The sequence below is a fragment of the Rhodopirellula bahusiensis genome, assembly GCF_002727185.1.
In the GTDB taxonomy this organism is placed as follows: Bacteria; Planctomycetota; Planctomycetia; order Pirellulales; family Pirellulaceae; genus Rhodopirellula; species Rhodopirellula bahusiensis.
The window spans coordinates 261,940-288,557 of the sequence record NZ_NIZW01000003.1 but is presented as its reverse complement, the minus strand read 5'-3'; the positions used below and the strand labels follow the sequence as shown (position 1 = coordinate 288,557).

Here is a 26,618-nt window from a genome sequence, read left to right as displayed (position 1 = left end):
CGCCATGATTCGTTCTACCGATCACGAACTCCATGACTCACCTTCCGTTTCAGAATCCACGGACGATCCCAAACGCACGGAAAAATTCACGGAGTACCTACCGGTCCGAATGATCAACGAGTTCGTCTATTGCCCTCGTCTGTTTTACTTGATGCACGTCGAAGGCCAATTCGCAGACAGCTATGAAACGATCGATGGTGGCATCGTGCACCGCCGAGTGGACTCGGGCAACGGGCACCTACCGTCCGTGAACGAACCAGCCCCAAGCAACGATCTCTCCTTTGCCGCGGAAGAACTGGACGATCCGCCCGCGGATGCATTGATGGAGCAACTGCCACAACCCAAACGCAAACGCCGCAAACACATTCAACCGCCAACTCTGTTCGTTGACCCCGAGGACGATTCCGAAGACGACACATCCTCTCCGGTCGACGATGCATCGCCCAATTCCTCACGTCCTCCATCCAAAGAACACGGCGCAGAAACAGCCAACGATCGTGAGCAGGAGGACGAATCACCGGCAACAATTCATGCTCGCTCGGTTACCCTCAGCAGCGATGCATTGGGCGTGATTGGAAAACTCGATTTGGTCGAAGCCACTGGAGACGTTGCCACACCAGTGGACTACAAACGCGGTCGCCCCAAGAAGATGTCAGATGGATCGCTCGATGCATGGCCACCCGAGAAAGTTCAAATCTCGCTCCAGGCAGCCTTGCTACGTGACAACGGCTATCGAGTCAACGAAGGCGTGTTGTACTTCAACACCACGCGGCAACGAGTCGTCGTTCGCTTGGATTCCGAACTCGAAAATCAAACTGCCAAGGCGATTCAAAACGCCAGACAACTGTTTGAGTCTCGCCAAATACCGGCACCGCTGGAAGACAGCCCCAAGTGTGCCAAGTGCTCGCTGTTGAAAATCTGTCTCCCTGATGAGACTCGCTCGCTGATGCCAGTCATCCACGAACACGACGCGGACGCCCCGCCGGCGACCAGTGACGTCGCAGTTCGGCCGATGATCACAGCACGAGACGAACGTCGCCCGTTGTACTTGAATCAACAGGGCTTGATGATTGGCAAAAAGGATGACCTGTTGATTGTCAAAGAGGATCGCAAAGTGATCCAACAGGTTCGATTGCGCGAGATCAATCAACTCAGCCTATTTGGCAACATCCAGTTGTCCACTCAAGCTGTTCAGCACCTTTTGCACATGAACATCCCGGTAGCATACTTCACACGGCGTGGCTGGTTTTACGGCACCACCCAACCACTTGGCGTGAAGAACATCTTGGTTCGGCGAGAGCAGTTTCGAAAGGCGGACGATCCCGTCACCTGCCTGCGACTCGCCCGTGAACTGGTCCGCGGCAAAATTCGCAACAGTCGAACGCTGTTGATGCGAAATCACGTTGAGCCACCTCGCACGGTACTGGCAGAACTGAAACGACTCTCCGAACGAGTGCTGAAAGCAGATTCGCTGGCCTCGCTGCTGGGGCTCGAGGGGACCGCCGCACGAATCTATTTCTCACAGTTCACAGGGATGCTGAAAGTCAAATGTGATATTGAAACGGATCCTGGATCCGCGTTAAGTGAACGCCGCCCCGCATTTGACTTTCGTGGACGCAATCGTCGTCCGCCCCGCGATCCGGTCAATGCGTTGCTATCACTTGCGTACAGTTTGTTGACCAAAGACTGCACGATTGCCTCAACAATTGTGGGACTGGATCCTTACCTCGGTTTTTATCATCAAGTGAAACCGGGCAAACCAGCCTTGGCGCTCGATCTGATGGAACCCTTTCGCCCACTGATTGCCGAAAGCGTCGTGCTGACTGCAATCAACAACCGCATGGTGATACCCGAGCATTTCATCGTCGCAGGCAAATCGGTGGTCCTCAGTGATGCGGGACGGAAAGGATTCCTCATGGCCTATGAACAACGGATGGATGCGCTCGTCACTCACCCGTTGTTTGGTTATCGTGTCAGCTACAGAAGGCTCCTGGAAATCCAGACGAGGCTGCTCGGAAGATGGTTGACAGGAGAGATTAGCGAATACCCTGTGTTCATCACCCGTTGAGCAACACTCGCGACACCGACGCGAGCGGTCCAGTGCCGAGCCAATCCTGGGCGGCACTCGCGAGCCCGTAAAACACGAAGAAAACCACACTTTTCCGAGCAAAAGCATGAGCCCCAACCGAGTCGCCAAGCAACACCGCTCGCAACTCCGTTCAAAAACGATACCTTTTCCGCTAGCTCCGACAGGGGCTCTTTCCGCGCTCAACGAAGCGCGGCCTCATTGAAGTTTAGCCAAGCCAGCCTCCCTCTCTTCGATCCGTTGCTTTCCGCGCTCAACGAAGCGCGGCCTCATTGAAGTAAGCTCAACTTGAAGTAACGCCGATCGAAGACGTAGCTTTCCGCGCTCAACGAAGCGCGGCCTCATTGAAGTTAGACTTCGCGGGGAACACCAACCGCTTAGGGCCGACTTTCCGCGCTCAACGAAGCGCGGCCTCATTGAAGTCAGCCATTGCAAGTTTTCATTCCGTCTGAAATATCCACTTTCCGCGCTCAACGAAGCGCGGCCTCATTGAAGTTACAGTTGTACTGAGCCAGTATTCGACAAGCGCTGGTCTTTCCGCGCTCAACGAAGCGCGGCCTCATTGAAGTACAGGATCATAGAGTGTGATCGCTCGCGTCGACGACTTTCCGCGCTCAACGAAGCGCGGCCTCATTGAAGTAAGCCGGTTGATCTGGCGTTGCTTTCCGCACTACTCACTTTCCGCGCTCAACGAAGCGCGGCCTCATTGAAGTGATGCCTTTTCGTAAACGTAACCGGCACGCTCAGGCTCTTTCCGCGCTCAACGAAGCGCGGCCTCATTGAAGTGAAAAGCCCATTCAATTCTTGCCGATGTGGGTTACTACGGCTTTCCGCGCTCAACGAAGCGCGGCCTCATTGAAGTGTGTCGGAGTCAGCAATTAAAGATTCGCCATCACCAGTCTTTCCGCGCTCAACGAAGCGCGGCCTCATTGAAGTCCTATGGTGGCTCGACCGGCGGCAGTGTCTCGCAATACTTTCCGCGCTCAACGAAGCGCGGCCTCATTGAAGTACCCGTCGCATCGAACCAATCACAAACACCAATCAAAGGCTTTCCGCGCTCAACGAAGCGCGGCCTCATTGAAGTGATGGCTGCTGTGGACGCTGTCGAGGTGCTTCTCCCACTTTCCGCGCTCAACGAAGCGCGGCCTCATTGAAGTTGTTTCGATGACGCAGATATCCAGCTTGACTGGGTGCTCTTTCCGCGCTCAACGAAGCGCGGCCTCATTGAAGTGATGAGAACGCGGTCAATGCGATTCGCGGCGCACTTGACTTTCCGCGCTCAACGAAGCGCGGCCTCATTGAAGTGTGGCGTGGCAGGCTACTAACGTCCGACCAACTTGTTCTTTCCGCGCTCAACGAAGCGCGGCCTCATTGAAGTGACTCAGGATTGCTCGACCAGTTGTATGACTCGTTCTTTCCGCGCTCAACGAAGCGCGGCCTCATTGAAGTCCGCCGATGGCAGTGATGCCCTGCCGCTCGATGTGTTCTTTCCGCGCTCAACGAAGCGCGGCCTCATTGAAGTCTAGACGAATTTGAATGTTCCTTTTTCGCGAAGGAGTCTTTCCGCGCTCAACGAAGCGCGGCCTCATTGAAGTCGGCGATTGTCGCCATCGGCGCGGCTCGGTTCAGCTCCTTTCCGCGCTCAACGAAGCGCGGCCTCATTGAAGTTTCTTCGATCATTGATTGTGCGTGAATTCCGCAGCCCTTTCCGCGCTCAACGAAGCGCGGCCTCATTGAAGTAGTGTGTCGACGGCCGCCGAGTGCGTGACCGAGCTGCACTTTCCGCGCTCAACGAAGCGCGGCCTCATTGAAGTCCAGCAATCCGAAATGATCGGAACTTACGAAGAGTCTCTTTCCGCGCTCAACGAAGCGCGGCCTCATTGAAGTGGGCGGCCCTTGGACGATGATTTGGTCGACGACGTCTTTCCGCGCTCAACGAAGCGCGGCCTCATTGAAGTGTTGGTTTTTGCATCTTCGCCGTGGTTGTTGCAGCGATCTTTCCGCGCTCAACGAAGCGCGGCCTCATTGAAGTGCGATTGCGCAACGTAATGTTCGCGGCCTCTTTCTGCTTTCCGCGCTCAACGAAGCGCGGCCTCATTGAAGTAGAGTTGGCTTTGGTTGAGCCGACGCGGTGATCGCTCTTTCCGCGCTCAACGAAGCGCGGCCTCATTGAAGCCTGCCGGAATAGATTGGCCTCGCAGTCATGTGATCCGCTTTCCGCGCTCAACGAAGCGCGGCCTCATTGAAGCGATCAGATGGAACCAGCCGACGAGAAAACTCACGGCGACTTTCCGCGCTCAACGAAGCGCGGCCTCATTGAAGCGACGGTTTCGGGCGATACCATGTCAATCTCGATAATCTTTCCGCGCTCAACGAAGCGCGGCCTCATTGAAGCTGACGGCTGGGGAATCGTAGACCTGCAAGCTTACTCCCCTTTCCGCGCTCAACGAAGCGCGGCCTCATTGAAGCAAGCTTAGATTGGTCGATGTGGTTCTTGGCGTCCTTTCTTTCCGCGCTCAACGAAGCGCGGCCTCATTGAAGCGAGAACAGAGCGGGTTTGAGGTTGCCGTCTTTATCATCTTTCCGCGCTCAACGAAGCGCGGCCTCATTGAAGCGCGGAAAGCTTCACGCGCGCATCACGGCAACGCGAGCCTTTCCGCGCTCAACGAAGCGCGGCCTCATTGAAGCCCGATGAAGAACGAAGACCGCGACCGCTACATTGCAGCCTTTCCGCGCTCAACGAAGCGCGGCCTCATTGAAGCAAGATGGGGCGAGACATTAAGCACATCAAACACGCTCTTTCCGCGCTCAACGAAGCGCGGCCTCATTGAAGCAGCTCAGCGATCGGGTGAATCCGCCGCTGAGGTGAACTTTCCGCGCTCAACGAAGCGCGGCCTCATTGAAGCAAGTCTACGCCCGTGTCGGTCGCCAGCGAGATTGTCTTTCCGCGCTCAACGAAGCGCGGCCTCATTGAAGCCTTGTCCTGGAACACTAGCTCGGTTCCATTGGGAACTTTCCGCGCTCAACGAAGCGCGGCCTCATTGAAGCATTCGTGGGAAGTCCTCCCGCCTGGATCATTCAAAGCACTTTCCGCGCTCAACGAAGCGCGGCCTCATTGAAGCTTTGTCGCGGGTGATCCTGTTGCCCAGCCGCGGCCCCGCCTTTCCGCGCTCAACGAAGCGCGGCCTCATTGAAGCCCGTGTTCGCTGACAAGCATTTACCGAACCCGATGCTTTCCGCGCTCAACGAAGCGCGGCCTCATTGAAGCAACGCCAAGGGAGCCAACACGATGGGCCGCTTTGGCTTTCCGCGCTCAACGAAGCGCGGCCTCATTGAAGCAACCCCATGCACTTGACGCATGCGTTGAGGATGTCACCTTTCCGCGCTCAACGAAGCGCGGCCTCATTGAAGCGTGTCGTGCGAACTTTGGAACAGCGGTTTGGTTAAGCTTTCCGCGCTCAACGAAGCGCGGCCTCATTGAAGCAGATTGGTCGCCATCGCTCACCCATACATTGCTTCCTTTCCGCGCTCAACGAAGCGCGGCCTCATTGAAGCTTTGTAACACTCGCTGATATTTTATCGCGAACTACAACTTTCCGCGCTCAACGAAGCGCGGCCTCATTGAAGCTTTGGCTTGCGTCGCCGGGGCGTTGCCAATGCTTCGCGCTTTCCGCGCTCAACGAAGCGCGGCCTCATTGAAGCCATGCCCGCATTTCATGCGGCACGTTTTGATACTCGCTTTCCGCGCTCAACGAAGCGCGGCCTCATTGAAGCCCGAGGTCGCTGGTCTTGCCGCGGCGATGGTGCCACCTTTCCGCGCTCAACGAAGCGCGGCCTCATTGAAGCGCGACTTGGACGGACGCAGTGCCGGACACTCCTGAACTTTCCGCGCTCAACGAAGCGCGGCCTCATTGAAGCTACGTCAGTCGGTCCGCCCGAGCTGATCATCGAAATCGCGGGTTCCTCAAGCAATCTACGCCTTCCGCGAAAGACGCGAGATGCTCGAAACCGCCGGCGTCGACGAATACTTGGTCTTCGAAACACTCGAGGGTCGTATCGAATGGTGGCACCATGATGGCAACCAGTTTCTCGAAGGACCGCGAGATGCGACCGTTTTCAATAGCGCGACCTTCCCAGGCCTGTGGCTCGATCGCGACGCGCTCCGCGCGGGCGACCGCTTTCGCTTGATTGAAACATTGCAACACGGCATTCAATCCATCTGAATGCGTCTTGTTTTGCCCGATTGGTCGGGAATCACGCCGATCGGAAAACGTCTCGAATGTCCGTCGATGATCGTTTCGATTACAGCCTCGCCTCCGACAACCGGTTCGGGACGCTTCAGCAGAATGATGTCACCACCGACTTGCCCTAGCTCGTGTCGTTTTCCGGCACAATGCAACCACAACTCGACTTCGGCAGAATGACAACGATTGGGAGCGATCATGGAATTATCGGGCTGTCACGAAGAGCAAATCAAAAGCTACGCGAGCGGTACGACACAAAGCCCACGCGAGTACTGGGCAAAGGCACACGGGGTACCGCTTTTACCGTGCAAAGTCCACGACAGCCATGGACATTTGCGGTCAAATTCCTTCGACACTGACGTGGACGGTACCGTTTTCGTTGGAGATGCATCTGATATCGACGTTCAAGAAACGTTGCAACACGTCGATGTGGGTTTGGCTGTGCAGCGACAACGGTCCGGTGCAAAATTCGCTTCGGTATCCGTTGCGTGCCGCCAAGCCCATTGGCAATAACAATTGATCGGCGAGGTACACACCCACCGGCACTTCGCTGGCCAAATGGGCTCGTGCTTCGCGCAACGCCGCACGAGCGACCTGTTCCGCTTTGACGCCGAGCTTGCCGAAACCAATGATCAGTTCACTGACATTGTCAAACCCCAGCTCAATCATCACGACATTACCGGGACCGCCCGCCTGCTGAACATCAACGACCTGGAACGCCTTTTTGTCCCATCCGGTTTTGCGTGCGATCACATCACACTCCCGCTGGCCGACCGATTCTGGAATTCGGGAAACCAATGCGGTGACACTCGGCTTCAGTCTCCCGCCTCGTTCCATCAGTTCAAGCCCGTTCATGCCAGTGGATGGCTTGACCTTCATCACCATCCTTCCGCCACCAGCCGGATAGAACCCATAAGATTCGATGTCAGCGTCAACGTTCGCGTTCATCCGAGCCAACAACGGCAGGTAGCAACGCAGAAAAAAATCGAACGGTGGTGCCCAAGACGCGTGAGTCCCGCCACCGATTGTGATCGTGGAAGGCGCGTCCGCATGAAGCAAAACCGGCAGAATGGTTTGAGCTACCAAAACAGCACTGCCCGCCGAACCCACTTCGAATCGATAGTCGCCGCCGGACAGTTCACCGGGCACCAAAGTCAATTCACACGAACCAAGTTGGTCTCCGCTGACTTCGCCAGAACAAACCTGCTGGATCGCGCGAACACCCGCCAGATGTTGACGAAGCAAACCTGGTTTCTTGCGACCGCCACGAATGTGGGTGATGCGAACCGGTTGCCCCGTCACCGCCGCAAGGGCGAGCGAGGAGCGAACAATTTGCCCGCCTCCCTCGCCCTCGCGTCCGTTGATTTCAATCATCCGCTTTGCTCGCATCCTTGATCACGAATCGTGCTTTCAAACGAGCCACCTCGCTTGCCAATCCCGCGGACTTCACCGAACGCAGAACTTCGTTGAAGTCTTTGTATGCGGCGGGGGCCTCGTCGATTGGGTACTTGCGACAATTGCTCAGGATATCGTTGGAATCAAATTCTGAGTCCACGGTTGTTTGATCCAGCACACGCTTGGCATGACGACGCCCGAGCACTCGTCCGGCACCATGATTGACGCTGTAACAGGACGTCGACGCGCCCTCATCAGCCACCATCACCGCTGAACCATCTCGCGGATTCCCGGGCAACAAAATCGGATGCCCCGACTTTGCAAACGGAGTGTCGGCAAGCGAATGATGCCCACCTGGCATCGCCCGCGTGGCACCTTTTCGGTGCACCCATGCCGGTTGATTGTCCACGATTTCCTTTCGAGCAATGTTGTGACTGATGAAGTAAACCAAGTTCCCACGTGTTCCCGGAATCACTTCTTGGAACGCTTCCAGTACGAGAGCATTGATCAGCAAATGGTTCACGGTCGCGAAGTTAGCTCCCAACGCCATGTCGTCCAGGTAGTCGTTCGCTTCATCGGATCCCAAAGGAGCGTAAACCAATTGCCGATCACCGGCAGGAAGCGGAATTCCCCACCGATCAAACTTGTCTTGCAACGTGCGGAATTGCCCCGATGCCAAGTTGTGACCAAAGCCTCGTGACCCACAGTGTGACAAGAACGCAACTTTCCCGTCGATCAGACCAAACGTTTGAGCCACGTCGCGGGCTCGGTCATCGTCACCGACTTCCACCACCTCACATTCACCGAAGTGGTTCCCGCCTCCATACGAACCCAGTTGTTGCATCTTGTCACTGAAGTTACTCATATGGCGATGTCCCAGGATCGTTTCCAGTCGGTTTTCGAGTGCCAACGGCGTGTCATCATGTCCAACATGATGTGAGTCCTCGCAGCGGTACGCCCAACTGGTCGGGATCCCAAGAGCGCGACACACATCGTCGCTTGCTCCTTCGGTCACCAATTGCTTTCCGAGTGTTCGGTTGACGTGCCGAGCCTTGGTCACGCTGCGTTGTCCCTTGCCCGCCCCCGTCGGTGTGCGTTGGCAGATCGTGGAAATCAATGCTCGACGAACCTTGCGGTCCTCAATCGCTTCGGCGGGAAGATCCAATTGCAGCAAACTCATCGAACACTTGATATCGACTCCAACCGGCCCCGGATAAACGTGAGTGGGCGAGACCATGACGCAACCGACCGGTGCTCCATAACCACAGTGCGCGTCTGGATTCAAAACCAAATCCGTCACACCGGGAGCCAACCGCGAATTGACCGCTTGTTGCAGGCACAAGTCGTCAAAAGTTTCGCGAATGGACTCGGTTCCGAAGACACGAATCGGTGGGGTCGTTTCCGTTCGAAGCAATGCGGTTGCTTCGCCGGTGGCAACCATTCCGGGGCCGGAGTACTGGTTTCGCGAGTCCGTGCTGGGACGGGTCTTGGTCGAAGTCGTCATGTGAATCTCGAACAAAGGAAAAGTGGTTGTTGTTACGAACCGCTAACGCACCGCCTGTGCCAAACCGCCCACAATTCCCTTAAAGACCTATTCTAAAACCACTTACGAAATCCAGGCTATTTAAAACGCGGCACGAAAAACCCAAGCTGCCTATCCTCTCCGCTCGCCATTTATACTGTGGTCTATGAGCAAGAAATGTGTCGTTATCGGTTTCCTCGGAGTCCATTTGGATCAACCCCGGAAATCTCGTGATCGATGGGCCACATGGCGTCCGACCGTTGCGATCTGCCAGCAAGAAGACTTGATCGTCGATCGATTCGAGCTGATCGTCGAACGCCGCTATTCCAAGCTAGCCAATCAGGTGATTCAGGACATCGAAACCGTCTCGCCCGAAACGTCCGTGCGAGCTCATCCGGTCACACTTAAAGACCCTTGGGATTTGGAAGAGGTTTACGCGGGACTGCATCAGTTCTCTCGCGAGTACGCGTTCGACACCGACGCTGAAGACTATTTGATTCACATCACCACTGGGACGCACGTCGCACAGATCTGCTTGTTCCTGCTGACGGAGACGCGGCACCTGCCTGGACGTCTGATTCAAACGTCGCCGCCACCGGGACGAGGCCGATCGAAACACGACGAAGCCGCATCGGTTGAAGGGACGTTCCAAATCATCGACTTGGACCTGTCCCGCTACGACGAACTGGCCAAGCGGTTTCGGCAAGAGCACGATGAAGCACGCTCCATCCTCAAACGTGGCATCGATACGAAAGACGAATCATTCAATGCATTGATCGATCGAATCGAGAAAGTCACCTTGGCAACCAAAGCACCGATCCTGATGTCGGGACCAACGGGTGCAGGCAAAACGCAACTCGCGAAACTGATCTACGAACTCAAGCACAGCCGACGGCAAGTCTTCGGCCCGTTCGTCGAAATCAACTGCGCAACGATCCGCGGCGAACAAGCGATGTCGGCCTTGTTCGGCCACACCAAAGGTGCATTCACGGGCGCGAACTCCGCGCGTGCGGGACTGCTGAAATCCGCCGATGGTGGAATGTTGTTTCTTGACGAAATCGGCGAACTCGGACTCGATGAACAAGCCATGTTGTTGCGTGCGATCGAAGAGAAGGAATTCACCCCGGTTGGTTCCGACCAAAGCATTCACAGCGACTTTCAATTGATCGCGGGAACCAACCGTGACTTGGTGGCGGAAGTCACTGCAGGCAGATTTCGCGAAGACCTGTTGGCGAGGATCAACCTCTGGTCGTTTCAGTTGCCGGGCCTTCGTGAACGGCGCGCGGACATCGACCCCAACCTCGATTACGAACTGCAACAATTCACACGCGACTCCGGTCAGAAGGTCACGATCAGCAAAGAGGCTCGCAAAGCGTTCCTTGATTTCGCGATGGACCCGACCACAACATGGAACGCGAATTTCCGCGATCTCAATGCGGCTGTGACACGAATGGGGACACTTGCCGAAGGCGGACGCATCACCATCGAGTTGGTCCACGAAGAAATCGCCAGGCTACGATCAAGCTGGCAAACCACGGATGCTCACGGTGACGACGACGTCTTAGCGAGTTGCTTGGATGATTCGCAAATCGCACAGCTGGATCGTTTCGACCGAGTGCAGCTCGCCGAGGTCGTTCGAGTTTGCCGTCAAAGCCGATCGCTGTCACAAGCCGGCCGCACCTTGTTCGCCGAGTCACGCAAAGCGAAGGCAAAACCCAACGACGCCGACCGACTGCGAAAGTACCTGCATCGCTTTGGCTTGAGCTGGGATGAATTGCTCTGATCGTGGGATAGGCTTCCAGCCTGTCATCCCCGTCAAGACAGGGCGCGAGCCCTCAGGTTCCTCGCCGGGCAGCTCGCGCCGCACCGCTAGGCTAGTCACTTGTTGTTCTTGGCTTGCTTGGAGGTGATGCGATTTTGGCAGGCGCTGATTCGTGGTTTAAATCAATGCGTCACCTCTCCCTCAGCGAAGGAGGTCGTGCAGTTTTTAAGTGCTGTGCTCGCAAGTTTGAAATCACCCTCCTGAACGCAGTTGGGGAGGGTCGGAATGCGAGCGTTCAGCGAGAATTCCGGGGAGGGTAGTGCGCGCCCTTTCCCATGCTCGGCCCTCACCCTCGCGTACGCCTGAACGGCGTCGCTCGACCTCTCCCCAAACTTCGTTTCGGGAGAGGTGCGCTGTGTGTTAATCTGCCGAAAAGCGGCACCAGAAAACTGCACGACCTCCGAAGCTGGGGGAGAGGCCGGAGCGAGCGTTCAGCGAGATCCGGGTGAGGGGGCCACGCGTTTTGCGAAGCCAAGTTTGCGGTGCATAGCCCCCTCACCCGAACAGGGCCTCGATCGGCCCGTTCGACCTCTCCCCCAACTTCGTCGGGGGAGAGGTGACTGAAAACATACGCACTGGAAAAGGCGGGGGAGATCTCAAATTTCAAACGGCTCACACAAAACCTGACCGCACATCACTCGGCGGAATCCTTCTTCCCCTTCGCCAACCAAGCATCGGCGACGACGGTGTCCCAGATCAATTGAGTGACGTGATAGATGATCATCGGCAACACGCTGACGCCCAGGTCCATCGACGTTTGCAAACCAATCGCGAGCGTCTTTTGACTGGCCGAGAACCCCACCGCGATTTGGGTCTCGCGTCCGCGACGCAAGATCCATCGCGTGAAAAGGATCCCGACTACTAAACACACCAAGTGCATCGCAGACGCGGCGGCAATCAATTGGGCAAAGACCGCTGCACCGCCTTCCTGCGTGATGGCAACCAACTTGTCGGCGGTGGTCACGGCACCGAACACCACCATGATCAGGATGCCTCCCTGAGCCGCCCAGGACAACGTCGGCTTGGCTCGATCCGCCCATTCGGCCCATCCCCAACGCCGCATGCACTGGGCCAAGGTCAAAGGAGCCACCACCACCAATCCTAACTTGATCGCTTGACTCGCCAGCGTCTGGCCACCTGTACCGCTGTCGTCACCCCCGACTGCTGCGCCGATCTCCTGCAGCCCTCGTGTGAGTTCCGCTACGGCTTCGGTATCCGACACCAACCACCATCCCAGCGGGATCACGCCGACGCAGGCGAGGTTGGTCACCACCGTGGTCAGCATCGGGATCGAATCGTCACCGCCGGCGCGGCGTGTCCACACCATTGCGGAGGCGAGCGTGCATGGCACCAGCGACGCCACGTAGAACGACAACTTCCATTCAGGTGCGATCCATCCTGCAATCCACCATGCGGCCAAAGGGACCGCCACGGTATTGAGGCTGACCGCTGCCAACACCGCGGTCGGCCGCCGCACCGCATCGGTCACCGAACGCAAAGGCAGCGTCAGGCCCGAGGCCCACATCACGGCAAACACCACCGCACTGCGAAGCCAATCCTGTTCCGCCACCGGCCGAAGATAGTCGGCGGCGGTGAATCCAATCGCGAACAAGACCGCCAACGTCAGAAGAAACCCGTGCCGTCGTCCCCAGGCGAAAAGTGGTTTCATTCGGTTCAAGCCTGCTCGGCTGCGTCTTGCTTCGCTGCTTCCACCGCTTTCGCGATCACGTCTCGCGATTTCTGGCAACCTTCCGCGGCAACCTTGTCAGCGGGCAGCTTCCAATAACCGGGGTTGAACAACTCCAACGAAAACGTGCCGACGAATCCATTGCGAAGCAACATGGCAATGGTGCCGACCAAGTCACACACTCCATCGCCCGGGTACACGCGATCCTTGTCAGCGATCACATCGATGCCGGGCTGACCGGGATAGTCATTGATGTGGAACAGCGGCATGCGTGACGCTTCGATCATGCCCAGCGACGACATGTCATTGCCGCCTTTGTAGATGTGATAGAAATCCGGCAGCACCGCGGCGGACGGGTGAGACGCCGCCGTCGAAACGTAAGCCAATTCTGCCAAACGATGCAGCACCGGCGAGAACCCCCAAAGCTCCAGCAACGGTGTCACGCCCATCGTGTCACCAAGTTCCAAAATCGCCCGGTAACGCTCCCCAATCGTCTCGAGCGAAGGTGCACCGCCATCGCCGAGTTCTTCCGTCCGATGAACACCAATCGGAGGAGCGGCCATTTGTTTGCCGCCGAGCGAAGCGACCAACTCCATGTCCCGCTTGGCTTCGTCCAAACCAGCCTTGCGTGCCGCGGGGTCATCGACGATCCAACGAGCAAAACCGATCGCGCCGACAACATTCAGTCCCGCATCGTCGAGCTGTTTCTTTAGATCGGAGACGCTGCCGCCACCATCGACATAGCTTCGCAGATCGCGAATCCATGGTTCGATTCCATCAAACCCAGCCTTGGCAACGACCTCGATTTGCTGGGGCACGGTCAAGTTGTGTCCGCGAAGCGTGCTGGTGTTCATCGCCAGCGGAGGCGTCGGAATCGCTTCGACCAACGAATTTGCCGCCGTCAGCGTCGCGGGTGACTCGGACGCGAAGAGGTGCGAGGCGGGCAGTGCGGCGACGGTGGTGGCCGCCAACAACGCTTGGCGACGAGGAAAGGTGTTCGACATCGAGGCAGCATCCTGAGGAATGAAAACCCACAGTGTATTTCAAATGAAGACCGAACGGTCGGTTGCTTTGCATTCGCTCCCAGCGGAGCGGCGTGAGTCGCCCGGTCTTCCCCTCTTCGAGGTCGTGCAGTTTTTAATTGCCGCTTTTCGGCAGATTTACACACGGCGTACCTCTCCCGAAACGAAGTTTGGGGAGAGGTCGAGCGACGCCGTTCAGGCGTACGCGAGGGTGAGGGCCGAGCATGGGAAACGGCGCTCACTCCCCTCCCCGGAATTCTCGCTGAACGCTCGCATTCCGGCCCTCCCCAACTCCGGAGGTCGTGCAGTTTTATTTCACCCTCCCTTTGGGAGGGTCGGCCCGCTTCGGGCCGGGGAGGGTTACGCGCTGGTTCCGATGCTCGACCCTCCCCTCGCTTCGCTCGACCCTCCCAGGGGGAGGGTGATGATAAACGCTTGGCAACACAGCAGTTAAAAACTGCTCGGCCTCTGCGTTCAGGAGGGGGAATTCAAACTTGCGAGCACGGCACTTCAAAACTGCACGACCTCCTTAGCGGAGCGGCGCGAGCCGCCCGGTTCCGCGTCACCGGAGAGCTCGCGCCCTTCCGCTACAAAACCCTAAGTCGCCCCGAGCAGATCGTAGCTCCACTGCCGCGTTCGACCGCCAGCGGATTGATCCGGCACAAATTTGGTTCCGCCGTTCGCCCCCGACTGCCGAACCGACTGGGTTTGCCCCAACAAAGAAACCGGGAGCATGTTTTCTGCCGAGTACTGGGTCCCCAAATCGGCAACGGGATGCTCCTTGGCATCGGACGCGGTCATTCTCACTGCCCAGTCAAATCGAACGCGGGGCGATTCGGATTCGTTGTCATCCCCATTACCCTTTTCCAGCACTTGCACGCTGACACTGAAGTGACTGCTGCCGGCACAGCCAACTCCCAAAATCGTTGGCACGCCTTCGATGGTCTCGGTCGACAATTGCTGAAGTGCGGGTGAGGCGGGCCAATCCTGATCGGACGAACCTTCCACGCTGCGGGCTTCGACCACCTCGCCCGATTCCGACTGCCAGCGAACAACGTGGGCGTAGCGATCTTGTTGCCACTCAAACCGGATTTGCAAACTCCCGTTTTCGGTTTGCAATTGGTGTGCGGGAGGAGTCGAGATAGAAGAAGACATGCGAGTGTGCTCGTGGTTGTATGGCGAATGAATCAGGCAACTTCGACCGGTGAGGTCGCGAAACGCTGCATCAATCGCAGTCCGTCCCCCTGGCTCTTTTCGGGGTGGAACTGGGTCGCCATCAAATTGCCACGACGCACCGCGGCACAAAACTCGCCACCGTAATCACACGTCAGTGCGACCACCGATGGATCGGTCGGGCGAACGAAGTACGAGTGCACAAAGTAGAAATGCGTTCCGGATTGAATGCCGAGATCCGCGCCGGCGGTTTTCACATTAACCGCGTTCCATCCCATGTGCGGGACTTTGAACTCGGCGGGCAATTCGAATGCAACCACATCGCCGCCCAAGACCCCGAGTCCTTCGTGGGTGCCGCCCTCGAAGCCTTGCTCGAACAACATTTGCAGCCCCAGGCAGATTCCCAAAAACGGTTTGCCCGACGCGATGAAATCTTTGATCGGCTTCTCCAGATCACGACGACGAATCTCGCCAATCGCATCCCCAAACGCTCCCACGCCCGGCAGGATCAATCGCTCCGCCGCCGCGATTTGGCTGGCGTCGCTGGTGATCTCCGCCTCCACGCCCGAACGTTCCACCGCCTTTTGGACGCTGCGGAGGTTTCCCATTTGATAGTCGACGATGGTGATCATGGGTGCCAGTCTCAAAAGTGGTTTCGAGGGAATGTGGTTTTGAGGGAACGAGTCAAGGAATGGCGTGCATCGGGTCGTTTTATAAAATCAGCTTGCGAGTCCTAACCCGACGCGCAACCGCATGTTGATTTAGTTGCAGGTTGGCCACTCTTGGCCGACATCCACAACTCTGACGGGCAAGAGTGCCTTTTTGTACCCCACATCTTTTGGGAGCCGCTTGCGTTGGGAATACAAGCGGTTTAAGGCTAAACATCCCTTGCCGAGGAATCATTAGTGTTTGATTAGCGGCGATTAGTGTTCCCTTGACCGCTCTGGTGGAACACTAATCCACTCTGATCGGACACTAATCTTTGGTGTTTCGAGATGTGGGGTATAAAAAGGCAAGAGTGCCCATCCTACATGCGTGAAAACGTCATTAACGACTAATTCAACAACCCGGCGAGCTAATGACCGCCACGAATCAGTTCGCCCTCATCGCCGCCAAAACGGTCGGGAAGGGAACAGATTCACAGACACCAAAGCCAAAATGCCGGTTCACGCGAAAACGCATGAAAGCGGGTGAATACAAGCCACACAGGAATTTGGCCCGATCGATCGGATCTGAAAAGAGGTCGGGATACTCCGCGATCGCATCGGACATCGCTTTTTGGGCAGAATCTCCGATCGAATCAGGCGGATTCAACTGGGTATCCCACGGCCCCTCGCCGCGACAAGTTGAGCATTTTCCGCAGGGCCGCGAACGTCGCGAACCGAAATGTGCCGCCATCGCGACCGGCAAACACTCCTTGCAGGAAATGAACTCCATCATCGAATCGATGCGTTGCTGAGTCGCCTCCATCGACGCGTCAAACCGTTTCAGCAAGTGTTTCACCGTCGTCGCGGGTCGAGCGATCCGTTCTATCCAGCGGTACCCATGCATCAACTCGGACGACTCCAACTCGATGATGCCGGACAATGACAATTCTTCCAGGGCCGCGACCAAGCGGGTTCGAGGCACGCGATACTGACGCGTTGCCACCACCAAATTGACCCGGTACGCCCGCTTGGCTTTGACCAGCGAAGCAACAATCGCCGACACAGCCTCCGGATCAATCGCCTCACTCCGCGAAACAATTTCCGAAATGTCGCACCTTGGTTTGACGCGGTAAACGTCATACCGAGCGGGCAGCAAGTCCAGGTGCCCGCGCTGCCGCAATTGAATCATGAACGTGCCGACCACGCCGGATGACAGGTTCACCTCCCAAGCCAACTTGCCCAACGCCAGATAAAACGAATCCGGTTGGCCGATCAATCGATCCAGCAAACGTTCCACGGACTCCTTCGTCGGCCAATCACTGCACGGCAAATTGCGGATCGCGACTTGGTCTTCGGGAACCAACCAAGTTTGACACTGGGTCGCTTTGCCATCCCGTCCGCCACGACCAATCTCTTGGCTGTACCCTTCCAGCGATGACGAAGGGTTGTAGTGAATCACTCGGCGAACATTGGGTTTGTCCACACCCATGCCAAAGGCCACGGTGCCGACCAAGATGCCGTTGTTGGATTCCAGGAACCACTGCTGAATGGATTCACGTTGCTCGCTGGTCAATCCCGCGTGATAGGCCATCGCGGAAAGGCCCGCTTCGCTTAGCGACTCAGCCAACTGCTCCGCAGTTCGACGACGAGTGACATAAACGATCGTGACGCCTTTGCTTCGAGACTTCGCCGCCTTGCGAAGTTGTTCCAACAATCGCTCGTCCCGCTCCCGTGAAGTCACCTGTGTGCACTGCAGATGCAAATTCGAACGATGCGTGGGAACCTTCACAACATCGGTTCGTTCCAATCCAAACGCGGAACGAATTTCGCGAACGACGCGTTGCGGCGCGGTCGCGGTCAACGCCAACACCTGCGGGATGCTGTGTTCTTCCACCACATCCGGCAACCGTAGATAATCAGGGCGAAAATGGTGCCCCCATTCGCTCATGCAATGAGCTTCGTCGACCGCCAACATCGAAATCGGCGTTTCGCCCAACACCGCGCGAAAACGCTCATTGAAAAAACGTTCCGGAGAGACGTACAGCAATTTGCAGTGCCCCGACCGAACCCGCTGCAGATCCAAACGCAGTTCTTGCGGCGAAGCGGAGTGATCCAGCCTCGCGACCTCGATGCCGCGCCGTTTCAGCGAATCGCCTTGATCCTTCATCAAAGCGACCAAGGGCGACACAACCACGGTCAGGTGCGGCAAGCATTGGCTGACCAATTGGTAGCACAGACTCTTGCCACTTCCCGTCGGCATCACCGCGACCACATTGCGACCATCAAACAGTCGCTCAATGACCTTCTGCTGGGGTGGCAGCAAACGCTCGAACCCAAACGATTCCTTCAGAACCCGCTGAGCATGAACCCAGCGGGTGGAGAGTAGGTCTGCGTCAATGGAAGCATTCTCGGCGTCCGTGCCCGTTTCTTCCATCGTTATCAGTCTCTTCCATCAAAACAGCGAAGGTGTTTCCAGTTCAATCGCCAACACCTCGTCAACCGCTTCTTCGCGACGCCAGAAATCATCGACCAAAGACTCGTCATCGATCGGTTCTGCACCGGCGACAACCTGGGCGGCTTCGTTGGCCAAGCGATTGATTTCGTTGATCACCAACAATGCATCCAGCGACGTGACTTCGCCGTTGCCCGAGACATCCATGAAGCCCGGGAATGATTCCAACGTGTTCGGATCCAAGATGCCCGGCCCGTTGGACTGAAGGTAGTTGATGATTCGCAGTGCATCCAGCGGTGCGACAGATTGATTGGAATCGACGTCAAACCGGTTGCGACCATTTTGGAACGGTGCCTGACCCAACGAGACGGTGTATGTGAACTGCACATCGGTCGCGAGTGGACGAGGTCCAAACTCCAAGGCGCGAGCGGTCAAGTTGTAGACACCGGTGTCCAACGGCCCAGGTGTTCCCGTCAACGTCTGCGATTCAATGTCGTACTTCAGCCAGCGCGGCAAAGTGCCTGATTCACCGAAGATACGGATCGAGAAATTCCCGCCTTCCGGATCGCTGACCATGTTCTCGGGCAATTGCATTTCCACGTATTGACCGCTGACCAACGCTCGGTCCTGGAAGGTTGCATTCGCCATCGCCATGTCGAAAACGGGTGGTTCGTTGACGTTGTTGACATCAACGGTGATGGTACGATCGGTCGACGTCGTCCCATCGTCCGCACGAATCACCAAGGTTTGAGCGGGTGCCCCCGGTACATCGACATCAAAGACGGCATTCGGACGGACTCGAAGCAACCGTGAATTTGGGTCCAAGTCAAAGTTTGCAAAGCCGGTTCCACCGACCAATTGCGTGGTCACCAAATCACCGTCAGGGTCCGTCACACCAATGCGTCCGACGATCACCCAGTTCTCACTCGAACCGGGTGCACCGTTTGGATAAGGCACTTCCGAAACGACAACACGCTCAGTGGTGATGGTGGGGTTTTCGTTTCGGTTCAGGACTTCCACCGACAACGTCGCGGTGAACGGTGCGACGGAGCTATCAGCGGTGTCCGTGATTCGGAAACTCAATTGGTGAACCGATTGATCTTCAAAATCCAATTCCACTCCAGTCGCGATTCGAAGCGTGCCTGTTCCCGCATCCACGCCGGTTCCGGCAACAAATTCAAACAGTGAGTTTGATGGACCATCCAGCAACTCGATGCTGTGGTCTTGGGGTCGCTGTTCAGGATCCACCAAAGTCAGAACCTGATCCGCCGAAGAAACATTGCCCTCATTGAACTGAACGGTCGATGGTTGCAATCTCGGAGGTTCATTCACACCCAGCACTGCAATCTGGATATTGACCGTTTCGGCCAAAGGTGGACCGCCATTGTCGCTGACACGAACTCGCAACGTCATGTTCGGGAACGACTCGAAGTCCAATTCCGCACCGGGCAACAATCGCACGGCACCTTCTTGGGTCACCCGAACAAAGTTGGCCGCACTACCACCGACAACAGCAAAGTGGTGGGTTTGGCCCTCGTCGGGATCGTTGACTTGCAGTCGGAACAATTCTCCCGTCGCTGCTTCTGACACAGCGAACTGCGTCTGTGAAATGGTCGGTCGGTCATTCTCATTGAGGACCAAGATTTGTTGCTCGACGATGTTCTCAGCCGGAATCGCTGCATCGTCACTGACGCGGACCAGCAGAGTACGCTGCATGTTGTTTTCGAAATCCAAACTGTCGGCGTTTAACAATGTCACCACACCGGTGACCGGATCCACGCTGAAGTCATTTTGAGCTTCACCACCGACCAATTCGAACGAGAGTGATTGGCGGAACGCGGTGTCGGGATCAAACGCCTTGATGCGTCCAATGGCAGAACCCGCGGGCACGTCTTCGGTGACCACCAACGGCGAGTCCTCCACAACCGGGGCCTCATTTATGTCGCGCAACGAGATCGTGATGCGGTTGGTGGTTTTCGCACCCGCAGCATCCGTGATTCTCATGGTGATGATTCGATTTGGTGTCGTTTCGAAATCGAGGTCGGCGTCAGCCGTCACCATCAAATTGCCCGTGGCGGATTCGACAACCAATCCCGCCGAGTTACCACCGATGATTTCGTACAACAAAGGCACGCCACCATCGGCCGGCTGATCGGCATCGTCGGCTTGCTGAACCATGATCTCGGTTCCGGCTGGCAAGTTTTCGTCAACCAAAATGACTTGGTCGGACGTTTTGGGAAGCGTGTTGACGCGGAACACATCTTCGAAGACGTAGTTTTCAAAACGCGAAACGGTGAAAGGATGCTCAGCGGTACCCAGCAACGCCGTTGCACCGGTCCCGGTTTGGACTTGTAGGTCATAGTTGCCTTCGAACAACGATCGCAATTCATAGATGCCGTCTTGATCAGTCACCGCAGACGCTTCGCTTTGCACGTAGGTCAGTCGATCAAAGGCACCAAACGTGGTTCCGCCAGTGATGGTGGTGTCCGAGTAGGCTTCGACGCGAACGATCTCATCCGATGGCACCGACAACGTCACCGTTTCACGACGACCATTGACCAACACACCGCTCACCGCCGTGGCGATCAGATCACCGTCGGCGTTGAACGCGTCCAAACGACCGTAGGAGACCAGCGAGGTGAACGCGCTTCCGAGAGCATCGATCGAAACTGATTTCACCGGCCGATAGAAATCGAAACGCAGCCGATTGAACGTCGAAAATTGTTGAAAGCCGCCGTCGCTGAACACTCGGTTGCCGCTGATTCGGCCACTCAAGTATTGGCGTTCTGCCAAGACGGGCGTGTTTGAAAAGAAGCTACCACTCGTACTGGTGATGGTTACACCTGGGTATTCATTCGTGAGCACATAGTCCAAATCCTGAACCGTCGGGTCCAATGGATCAAACGGCGGCACCACGTCGTCGGGCTCGACGACAAATGTCAAATCGTCCAAGCGATCGTTGTCATTGGTGTCAGCGAAAACGGTGATGCCTTGACCGGGCAATCTCAAATCCTCCGGAGCTCCATCGGCGATGGCCCCCGCCGAGGGTGCCAGCAAAATCTGCCCGCGAGCACCACCAACGAAGTTGCTTTCGCCAATATGGTTGAGCAACCGGTCCGCCAGCGCTGGCTGCGAAACCGATGATGCCAGCAATTCGTGCTTGCCGCCGGTTTCAAAGTCAACCGCCGATGCATCCGCAGCGTCCACTGGTGTTCCGAAGACCCAATCGTCCGCCGAGGAACCAATGGAATCCCCCAGACGGCCGACGTAGCCAAATCCATCGGCTTCCACCACGGTGCCGCCCGGAGGCAACACGTAGCTTCGCGTGGAGGAACCGATCGTCTCAGCAAACAGAATCGGGGCGTAAGCGAAGTTGTCACCAAAGACATAATCTTGAACAGAAACGGCATCCATCACGTTCCAAGTCGACAACAATCCACCCTCGTCCGCTCGTTGGTCGTCGTCCGTATCGATGTCATCGCCTAAGACCGGTGGGACATCGGATTGGATGAAGAAGTACCCACGATTGTCGAAGGTCCGAAACAACGAGCCATTGTCCGACTCATCCGAATAGATCCCGTCGGGCAGTCCTACGAATCCCGACTGATCACTTTCTAAAACTCGCGACCCAAAGGCTGCTTCGTAAGTGTTGCCCTCTTGTAGCAGCACCAAGAAACCGTTGGCACCAAAGGTTTGGCCCGACAAATCGATGATGGTTTCAACGGTTCCTTCATTGAGGTTGTCTTCGGAAATCGCAACAAAGTAAGTCCCGTCGGCGAGCCGTTCGTTCGGGTTTCCACGCAGTTCGATGTATTGGTCGTTGAGAGTATTCAGCGAAGCACCAAAACCACCTTCGATCATCAACTCATTGATCACCGGTTGGTTCAAATCCACGGACAACACTGGTGGAAGCACACGCACGCCAACCGTTCGCAGCGGCAGGTCGATCCACGCGGCATCTGACAAATCACTATCGACCACAATCTCAAGGTCGATGTTGGTGATCACGTTGACTGGATTGTCAGTGTCGGGCGAAACCATCACGCGACGAACTTGATCCCAATCGTCGGGCGTGAACACGAGCTGATTGGTTTCCAAAGTCACACCTGGATTGCTTCCGCCGGGCGCAATCACGTCCAGGTTGAGGACGACATCGGAATCCGGACGGCGATTCAACGTCACTTCTACGACGTCGGGACCGATGGCACCTCCGACAACGGTCAACCCTTCTTGGCCCAACGCCCCCACGCCTGATTCAGGATTGCTGGGACGAACTCGGAACCCAATCACATCGGGTGAAATCCCGAACTGCAATCCTGCAACCGTTTGAAATTCGGTCACTTCGACGTACTGAGAATTGTTGCCCGTTGTGGGCCGAGTCAGAGCGACCGGTTTGATCGGTTGATTCACGCGGAAGGAATCAAAGACAAACCCGGTGTCGACATCCACCAAGATGGACGACACCAACTCAGTGTCATCCGCATCGAACATCGTCACGTAGGTGGCATCCGCTGGCAACGCGGCGGTCAAATCCGAACCAGCCAAACTCATCGTGAACGTGTCAACGCTTCGTGAGGAGAATGACAACGTCCGACCGTTGCCGAACATGTCGAACGCGAAGAACTCGTTGTCGGTGTCATCAAATCCGATTAGACGTCGGTTGACCGGATCAAACGTGATGTCAGCAACCGATGCCAATCCCGAACGACCTCCACCGATCAAGGTTGCCTTGGCCGTGTTCACATCCAAACTGGCGAGACGTCGCAGCGTGTTGTCGCCTCCACCTTTCACCAACGTGTAGACGCTGTCCGTCACCGCGTCGTAAGCCAACCCGCCCGTGATGTCGACGTTTGTGTTTCCCAGACGCGTGATCTCACCGTTGCTGGGATTGATTCGGAACACTTCGTTGGCGCGCGTATCAACCGCCAACAAGTCACCGTCACTGATTCGAGTGATTCCATCGAGTCGACTTGTGATGGGCTGGCCCAGCAACTCGATCACACGTTCGTTGTCGACTTCGTTTGTTCCAAACTGGAACGCTTGAGACGCACGGACGTTCACCCCAGACTCTTGCATCACGGTTTCTAACAAACCAAACGATGATTGCGGGGCAGTCTGCACGAACCCCTGGTCCGGCAGAACGCGAACGTTGTAGTCACCGGCGGGCAACTGCGAGAACGAGAAGATCCCTGCGGAGTCGGTCAGCACCGACTCTTCACCTTCGTCCATGTTTCCATTCACGTTCTCATCCAGGTACACACGAACGTCGGCGGCGGGATCTTCGGTGACCTGACGCGTGCCATCTTGATTGAGATCCAAGAACACTTCACCACTGATCGCGGCCAGCAAATGCCGGTTCTCGAGCGTCTCCATTCGACTGCGTCGCGGCCTTGCCAGTTTCCGTTTTCTCGATCGAACGCGAGCGTTTTTCGATTCGGTTCGGGACAGAGACGGTCGAGCGTTCCAAGAGGTGCGTTTCATGATGAGACCAGCCATTCGCGTGCGATAAATCCCCTAATCAAGGGATCAGATAATTGCTCTCAGAATAAATGTCAGCCCCCCGCCAAACAACATAGAACACCCCTTTAACCCAAAAGACCGGAACAATCGCTTCCTTTGAACACTCGGATTGAGCAATTTTGATCGAAATTGCGTTCGGATTGGTCGGTTTCTGGCAGTTATGCGTCACCGCTCCGCCAGACAAAAGCTGGTCCGACGACTTGGACGATGCGTAGAATCGCCCCGCATTCCTGATCGCTATTTCGGTTGGCTTGCGTTCGGGGCGCCCCCGTTCCTCATCGTTCCACTCCCGCGTCCGGACGTTCGCCAACGTGATCAATCTCCAACGTGACGAATGCAGCCGTGTGTCCGTTTCTGGCAACGACTTCCCGATCGCAAACGGAACCCCGATGAGTTTTTCCTTCAGCGCAACCATGCAGACCGCGACGTTGACGTTGCTGGCATTGTTGGCTGGAGTTCACCATAGCCCGCTGGCTTCGGCCCAAGACGGTGCACCGCGACAGGTTCTTCGAAAAGCGTCCCCCGATCGCGAAAACGTTGGCGTTGGATCTCGATTGGATGGACCTCGGTCCGGCGCGATTTTGCCCACGTCCGATCAAGTCGACGTGGCGCGAGATCGTTTGTTCGACGAGTTGGCCGAAGAGTTTGAACACTTCGACCGGTTAGGCAATTTGGTCCGCCGGGTCAGTCACTTGGTCAAACCAAGCGTGATCCACATCGAAGCCCACAAGACTCAGGGCAGCGGTGCAACAGCCGAGTCGTTTGACGAAGCCGGCAGCGGTGTCGTCCTCGACGTCGCGGGTGATTCGTGGGTGCTGACCAATCGTCACGTCATCAAGGGCGCCGCATCCAACCAGATTGTGATGCGCACCAGCGATGGCCGTCGTTGGGTCCCCGAAAAGATCTTGATGGATCCCAACACCGATGTTGCTGTCATGAAACTGTCGGCTTCGATCGCGGGAATCGCATCCGCCGAGCGTGACTCGATCCGGCGTGGAACCAATTCGTTTGCAAAGATGCCACCGGCGGCTCGGTTGGCCAACAGCGACGAAGTGCAAATCGGCGATTTCGTCATCGCGATCGGCAGTCCCTTCGGCCTCAGCCACTCGGTCACGTTTGGCATCTTGAGCGCCAAAGGCCGCCGTGATTTGTCACTGGGCGAAGAGCGAATTGACCTGCAAGATTTCTTTCAAACGGACGCGGCCATCAACCCGGGCAACAGCGGCGGTCCCCTGCTGAACCTCCGCGGGGAAGTCATCGCGCTCAACACCGCGATTGCCAGCAGCAGCGGCGGCAGCGAAGGAATCGGATTCGCAATTCCAATCAACATGGCCGCTCGTGTGGCCGAGGAATTGATCGTTCATGGTCGCCTGCGTCGTGGATACCTCGGCGTCACGCTGGATCCCAATTTTGCCGCCGCGGATCTGTCGCCCGCATCGGGAATCTACGCTTCGATGAAGATCACCCCCGATTTCGATTCGCGGCTCGGATCGCAAGAAGAAATCAAACTGGGCGGAGCTCGAGTGAAGGACATCCGTCCCGGATCGCCCGCCGAGCAAGCTCACCTGCAACGGGGCGACATCATCCTGCAGTTCGATTCCATCAATGTTGAAGACGACGATCACTTGGTCGCTTTGGCCGGCATGGCTCAACCCGATCAACGTCCAATCTCGATGGTCATTCTTCGCGACGGCAAACGCTATCGCACCGAAGTCACGTTGACGTTCCAACCCTGATCAGCAGGCTGACTGCGGCCTAGGTCGTGACCACGGACTTGGCTGACTTCCACATTTGATATCGTCGCCAGACTTCATCAAACAGAACGCTGGCGAGCAGTGCGCCGCCGATGATGACCATCTCCCACTGCTGCTCGATGCCCAGAACCACAATGGCTTTGTAAAGGCATCGCATCACCGCGGCACCCGCGATCACGCCGAGCACGGCACCTCGGCCGCCACGCAGCGAGCAACCGCCCAGCACCGCGGCCGCGATCGCGTACAACTCGTAGAAATTGCCACTTGATCCGGGCTGCACCGAGTTCCATTCCAGCAAGAACAGAATGCCCGCCAGCGCGGCCAACAACCCGCTGACCACGTAAGCCATCACGGTCAATCGATCCGTGCGAATGCCACTGAAGCGTGCCGCCTCTTCGTTTTCGCCCACAGCCAACAAATGGCGACCAGCGACGCTGTGTTCCAAGAACACCCAAGCCGCAAACGCGACGACGATCAGCAGCACCCCCGTGAAAGGAAAGGCGATCCAAGTCCATTCGGACCAAGACTCAGAAGCACCCGACAACCTCGCGACCAACGGGAGCGGGAATTCAAAAACGTTCCCCGTCACAGTCGCTTTGAAGTCAGCCAACGCGCTGCCCAATCCGACTTGATCATCGCCGGTCCAAACGCGAGCCAGACCGCGATAAACAAGCAGCCCACAAAGCGTCACGACGAACGGTTGCAGATGAGCCCGAGTGACTAGCAAACCGTGCAGAGCTCCGATGAACGCGCCGGCCAGCAACACCAGTCCACAAGCGAGCAACGGATTGGTGTAGCGAATGCGTTCCATCGAAACCGCAGTGCCTGACTGCAAAGAGCGTGCTGGGTTTTCAGTCGTCAACCAAACGTTGCCTTCTTCTTCCACTTGGCCGGTCAAGTAAACCTTTGATTCGCTGAACGCACCGGCGTACACCATCCGATCACCGGCACGAACAGGGTCAATCGCCGTATCCAAGCGAAGGCGTGTTTCACCATCTTCGAGTCGCTCAATCGCCTCGATGCTTCCGATGGAATCGTATCGTTCGTAACGCACATCGATGACCTGGACCATCATCACACCGCACAGTGCGATCAGCGATCCGATCGACAGATCAATCCCACCGGTGATGATCACCATCGCCACGCCGATTGAAATCAATCCGTACAAACTGGTGTCACGGATCAGCGTCTTCAAATTCGCGGCGGCGACAAAATTGCCTTCCAACCAAGTCGCGATGACCACAATCGCGATCAGCAACGCGAAAATGCCAAAATTCTTGCCACGCATTCTTTA

The 26,618-nt window shown here is 56.6% G+C and carries 14 protein-coding genes and 1 CRISPR repeat array; of the genes, 4 read left to right on the top strand and 10 right to left on the bottom strand.

The genetic code is table 11. The features are described 5' to 3' along the window. Nucleotides 1–4: 4 nt before the first annotated feature. Both CEE69_RS06505 and CEE69_RS06500 read left to right on the top strand, forming a co-directional pair. Entirely contained in the window at nucleotides 5–2,068 is a 2,064-nt protein-coding gene (locus CEE69_RS06505; protein WP_099259905.1) for a CRISPR-associated endonuclease Cas4/Cas1, read from the top strand. A 190-nt stretch (nucleotides 2,069–2,258) separates the two neighbouring features. After that, a CRISPR array of direct repeats spans nucleotides 2,259–6,004; the repeat unit is 36 nt; unit sequence CTTTCCGCGCTCAACGAAGCGCGGCCTCATTGAAGC. An 80-nt stretch (nucleotides 6,005–6,084) separates the two neighbouring features. Next, nucleotides 6,085–6,309 (top strand): PDDEXK family nuclease, encoded by a 225-nt coding sequence (locus tag CEE69_RS06500; RefSeq protein WP_099259904.1) that lies wholly within the window; start codon nucleotides 6,085–6,087, stop codon nucleotides 6,307–6,309. Here CEE69_RS06500 and CEE69_RS06495 read toward each other — a convergent pair. The 3 genes from CEE69_RS06495 to CEE69_RS06485 form a co-directional block, all read right to left on the bottom strand. Then, complete coding sequence (locus tag CEE69_RS06495) at nucleotides 6,297–6,530, bottom strand: hypothetical protein (protein ID WP_099259903.1); 234 nt, start codon at nucleotides 6,528–6,530, stop codon at nucleotides 6,297–6,299. The genes CEE69_RS06500 and CEE69_RS06495 overlap by 13 nt on opposite strands. 139 nt (nucleotides 6,531–6,669) lie before the next feature. Continuing rightward, nucleotides 6,670–7,704 carry an RNA 3'-terminal phosphate cyclase gene (gene rtcA, locus CEE69_RS06490; RefSeq protein WP_099259902.1) on the bottom strand — a complete coding sequence of 345 codons (1,035 nt, stop codon included), beginning with the start codon at nucleotides 7,702–7,704 and terminating at the stop codon, nucleotides 6,670–6,672. Then, entirely contained in the window at nucleotides 7,697–9,229 is a 1,533-nt protein-coding gene (locus CEE69_RS06485) for an RtcB family protein (RefSeq protein ID WP_099259901.1), read from the bottom strand. Before CEE69_RS06485 ends, rtcA begins: the two co-directional genes overlap by 8 nt. A gap of 184 nt (nucleotides 9,230–9,413) precedes the next feature. On the opposite strand from CEE69_RS06485, the gene rtcR reads away from it, so the two are divergent. Further along, a complete protein-coding gene (rtcR, locus tag CEE69_RS06480) occupies nucleotides 9,414–11,030 on the top strand; it encodes an RNA repair transcriptional activator RtcR (RefSeq protein ID WP_099259900.1) in 1,617 nt (538 codons plus the stop codon). A 673-nt stretch (nucleotides 11,031–11,703) separates the two neighbouring features. Here the strand turns inward: rtcR and CEE69_RS06465 are convergent. The 6 genes from CEE69_RS06465 to CEE69_RS06430 all read right to left on the bottom strand — a co-directional run bounded on the left by CEE69_RS06465 (nucleotide 11,704) and on the right by CEE69_RS06430 (nucleotide 23,531). Beyond that, complete coding sequence (locus CEE69_RS06465; protein WP_099259898.1) at nucleotides 11,704–12,738, bottom strand: bile acid:sodium symporter family protein; 1,035 nt, start codon at nucleotides 12,736–12,738, stop codon at nucleotides 11,704–11,706. 5 nt (nucleotides 12,739–12,743) lie between these two features. Continuing rightward, entirely contained in the window at nucleotides 12,744–13,760 is a 1,017-nt protein-coding gene (locus CEE69_RS06460; protein WP_233214915.1) for a sugar phosphate isomerase/epimerase family protein, read from the bottom strand. Between the two features lie 615 nt (nucleotides 13,761–14,375). Next, complete coding sequence (locus CEE69_RS06450) at nucleotides 14,376–14,933, bottom strand: hypothetical protein (RefSeq protein ID WP_099259897.1); 558 nt, start codon at nucleotides 14,931–14,933, stop codon at nucleotides 14,376–14,378. A gap of 32 nt (nucleotides 14,934–14,965) precedes the next feature. Continuing rightward, the gene (gene hisH, locus CEE69_RS06445; protein ID WP_099259896.1) at nucleotides 14,966–15,583 is read right to left on the bottom strand and encodes an imidazole glycerol phosphate synthase subunit HisH; all 618 of its coding nucleotides are present in this window, start codon (nucleotides 15,581–15,583) and stop codon (nucleotides 14,966–14,968) included. Between the two features lie 460 nt (nucleotides 15,584–16,043). After that, nucleotides 16,044–18,032, bottom strand: a complete 1,989-nt coding sequence (locus CEE69_RS06435) for a RecQ family ATP-dependent DNA helicase (protein WP_099259894.1) — start codon at nucleotides 18,030–18,032, stop codon at nucleotides 16,044–16,046. 18 nt (nucleotides 18,033–18,050) lie between these two features. Then, entirely contained in the window at nucleotides 18,051–23,531 is a 5,481-nt protein-coding gene (locus CEE69_RS06430; protein ID WP_233214914.1) for a cadherin domain-containing protein, read from the bottom strand. Between the two features lie 428 nt (nucleotides 23,532–23,959). Here CEE69_RS06430 and CEE69_RS06420 point away from each other — a divergent pair, with 428 nt between their 5' ends. Further along, nucleotides 23,960–25,306 (top strand): S1C family serine protease, encoded by a 1,347-nt coding sequence (locus CEE69_RS06420; protein ID WP_233214913.1) that lies wholly within the window; start codon nucleotides 23,960–23,962, stop codon nucleotides 25,304–25,306. 19 nt (nucleotides 25,307–25,325) lie between these two features. Here CEE69_RS06420 and CEE69_RS06415 read toward each other — a convergent pair whose 3' ends face one another. After that, nucleotides 25,326–26,612, bottom strand: a complete 1,287-nt coding sequence (locus CEE69_RS06415) for an ABC transporter permease (protein ID WP_099259892.1) — start codon at nucleotides 26,610–26,612, stop codon at nucleotides 25,326–25,328. Nucleotides 26,613–26,618 lie beyond the last annotated feature (6 nt).

What these genes read in the sequence shown, in the direction of transcription:
- CEE69_RS06495 (WP_099259903.1), bottom strand. Translation starts at nt 6,530, where the DNA reads ATGATCGCTCCCAATCGTTGTCATTCTGCCGAAGTCGAGTTGTGGTTG.
- CEE69_RS06415 (WP_099259892.1), bottom strand. Translation starts at nt 26,612, where the DNA reads ATGCGTGGCAAGAATTTTGGCATTTTCGCGTTGCTGATCGCGATTGTG.
- CEE69_RS06465 (WP_099259898.1), bottom strand. Translation starts at nt 12,738, where the DNA reads ATGAAACCACTTTTCGCCTGGGGACGACGGCACGGGTTTCTTCTGACG.
- CEE69_RS06460 (WP_233214915.1), bottom strand. Translation starts at nt 13,760, where the DNA reads ATGTCGAACACCTTTCCTCGTCGCCAAGCGTTGTTGGCGGCCACCACC.
- CEE69_RS06485 (WP_099259901.1), bottom strand. Translation starts at nt 9,229, where the DNA reads ATGACGACTTCGACCAAGACCCGTCCCAGCACGGACTCGCGAAACCAG.
- hisH (WP_099259896.1), bottom strand. Translation starts at nt 15,583, where the DNA reads ATGATCACCATCGTCGACTATCAAATGGGAAACCTCCGCAGCGTCCAA.
- CEE69_RS06435 (WP_099259894.1), bottom strand. Translation starts at nt 18,032, where the DNA reads ATGGAAGAAACGGGCACGGACGCCGAGAATGCTTCCATTGACGCAGAC.
- CEE69_RS06420 (WP_233214913.1), top strand. Translation starts at nt 23,960, where the DNA reads ATGAGTTTTTCCTTCAGCGCAACCATGCAGACCGCGACGTTGACGTTG.
- CEE69_RS06430 (WP_233214914.1), bottom strand. Translation starts at nt 23,531, where the DNA reads ATGAAACGCACCTCTTGGAACGCTCGACCGTCTCTGTCCCGAACCGAA.
- CEE69_RS06450 (WP_099259897.1), bottom strand. Translation starts at nt 14,933, where the DNA reads ATGTCTTCTTCTATCTCGACTCCTCCCGCACACCAATTGCAAACCGAA.
- CEE69_RS06505 (WP_099259905.1), top strand. Translation starts at nt 5, where the DNA reads ATGATTCGTTCTACCGATCACGAACTCCATGACTCACCTTCCGTTTCA.
- rtcR (WP_099259900.1), top strand. Translation starts at nt 9,414, where the DNA reads ATGAGCAAGAAATGTGTCGTTATCGGTTTCCTCGGAGTCCATTTGGAT.
- CEE69_RS06500 (WP_099259904.1), top strand. Translation starts at nt 6,085, where the DNA reads ATGCTCGAAACCGCCGGCGTCGACGAATACTTGGTCTTCGAAACACTC.
- rtcA (WP_099259902.1), bottom strand. Translation starts at nt 7,704, where the DNA reads ATGATTGAAATCAACGGACGCGAGGGCGAGGGAGGCGGGCAAATTGTT.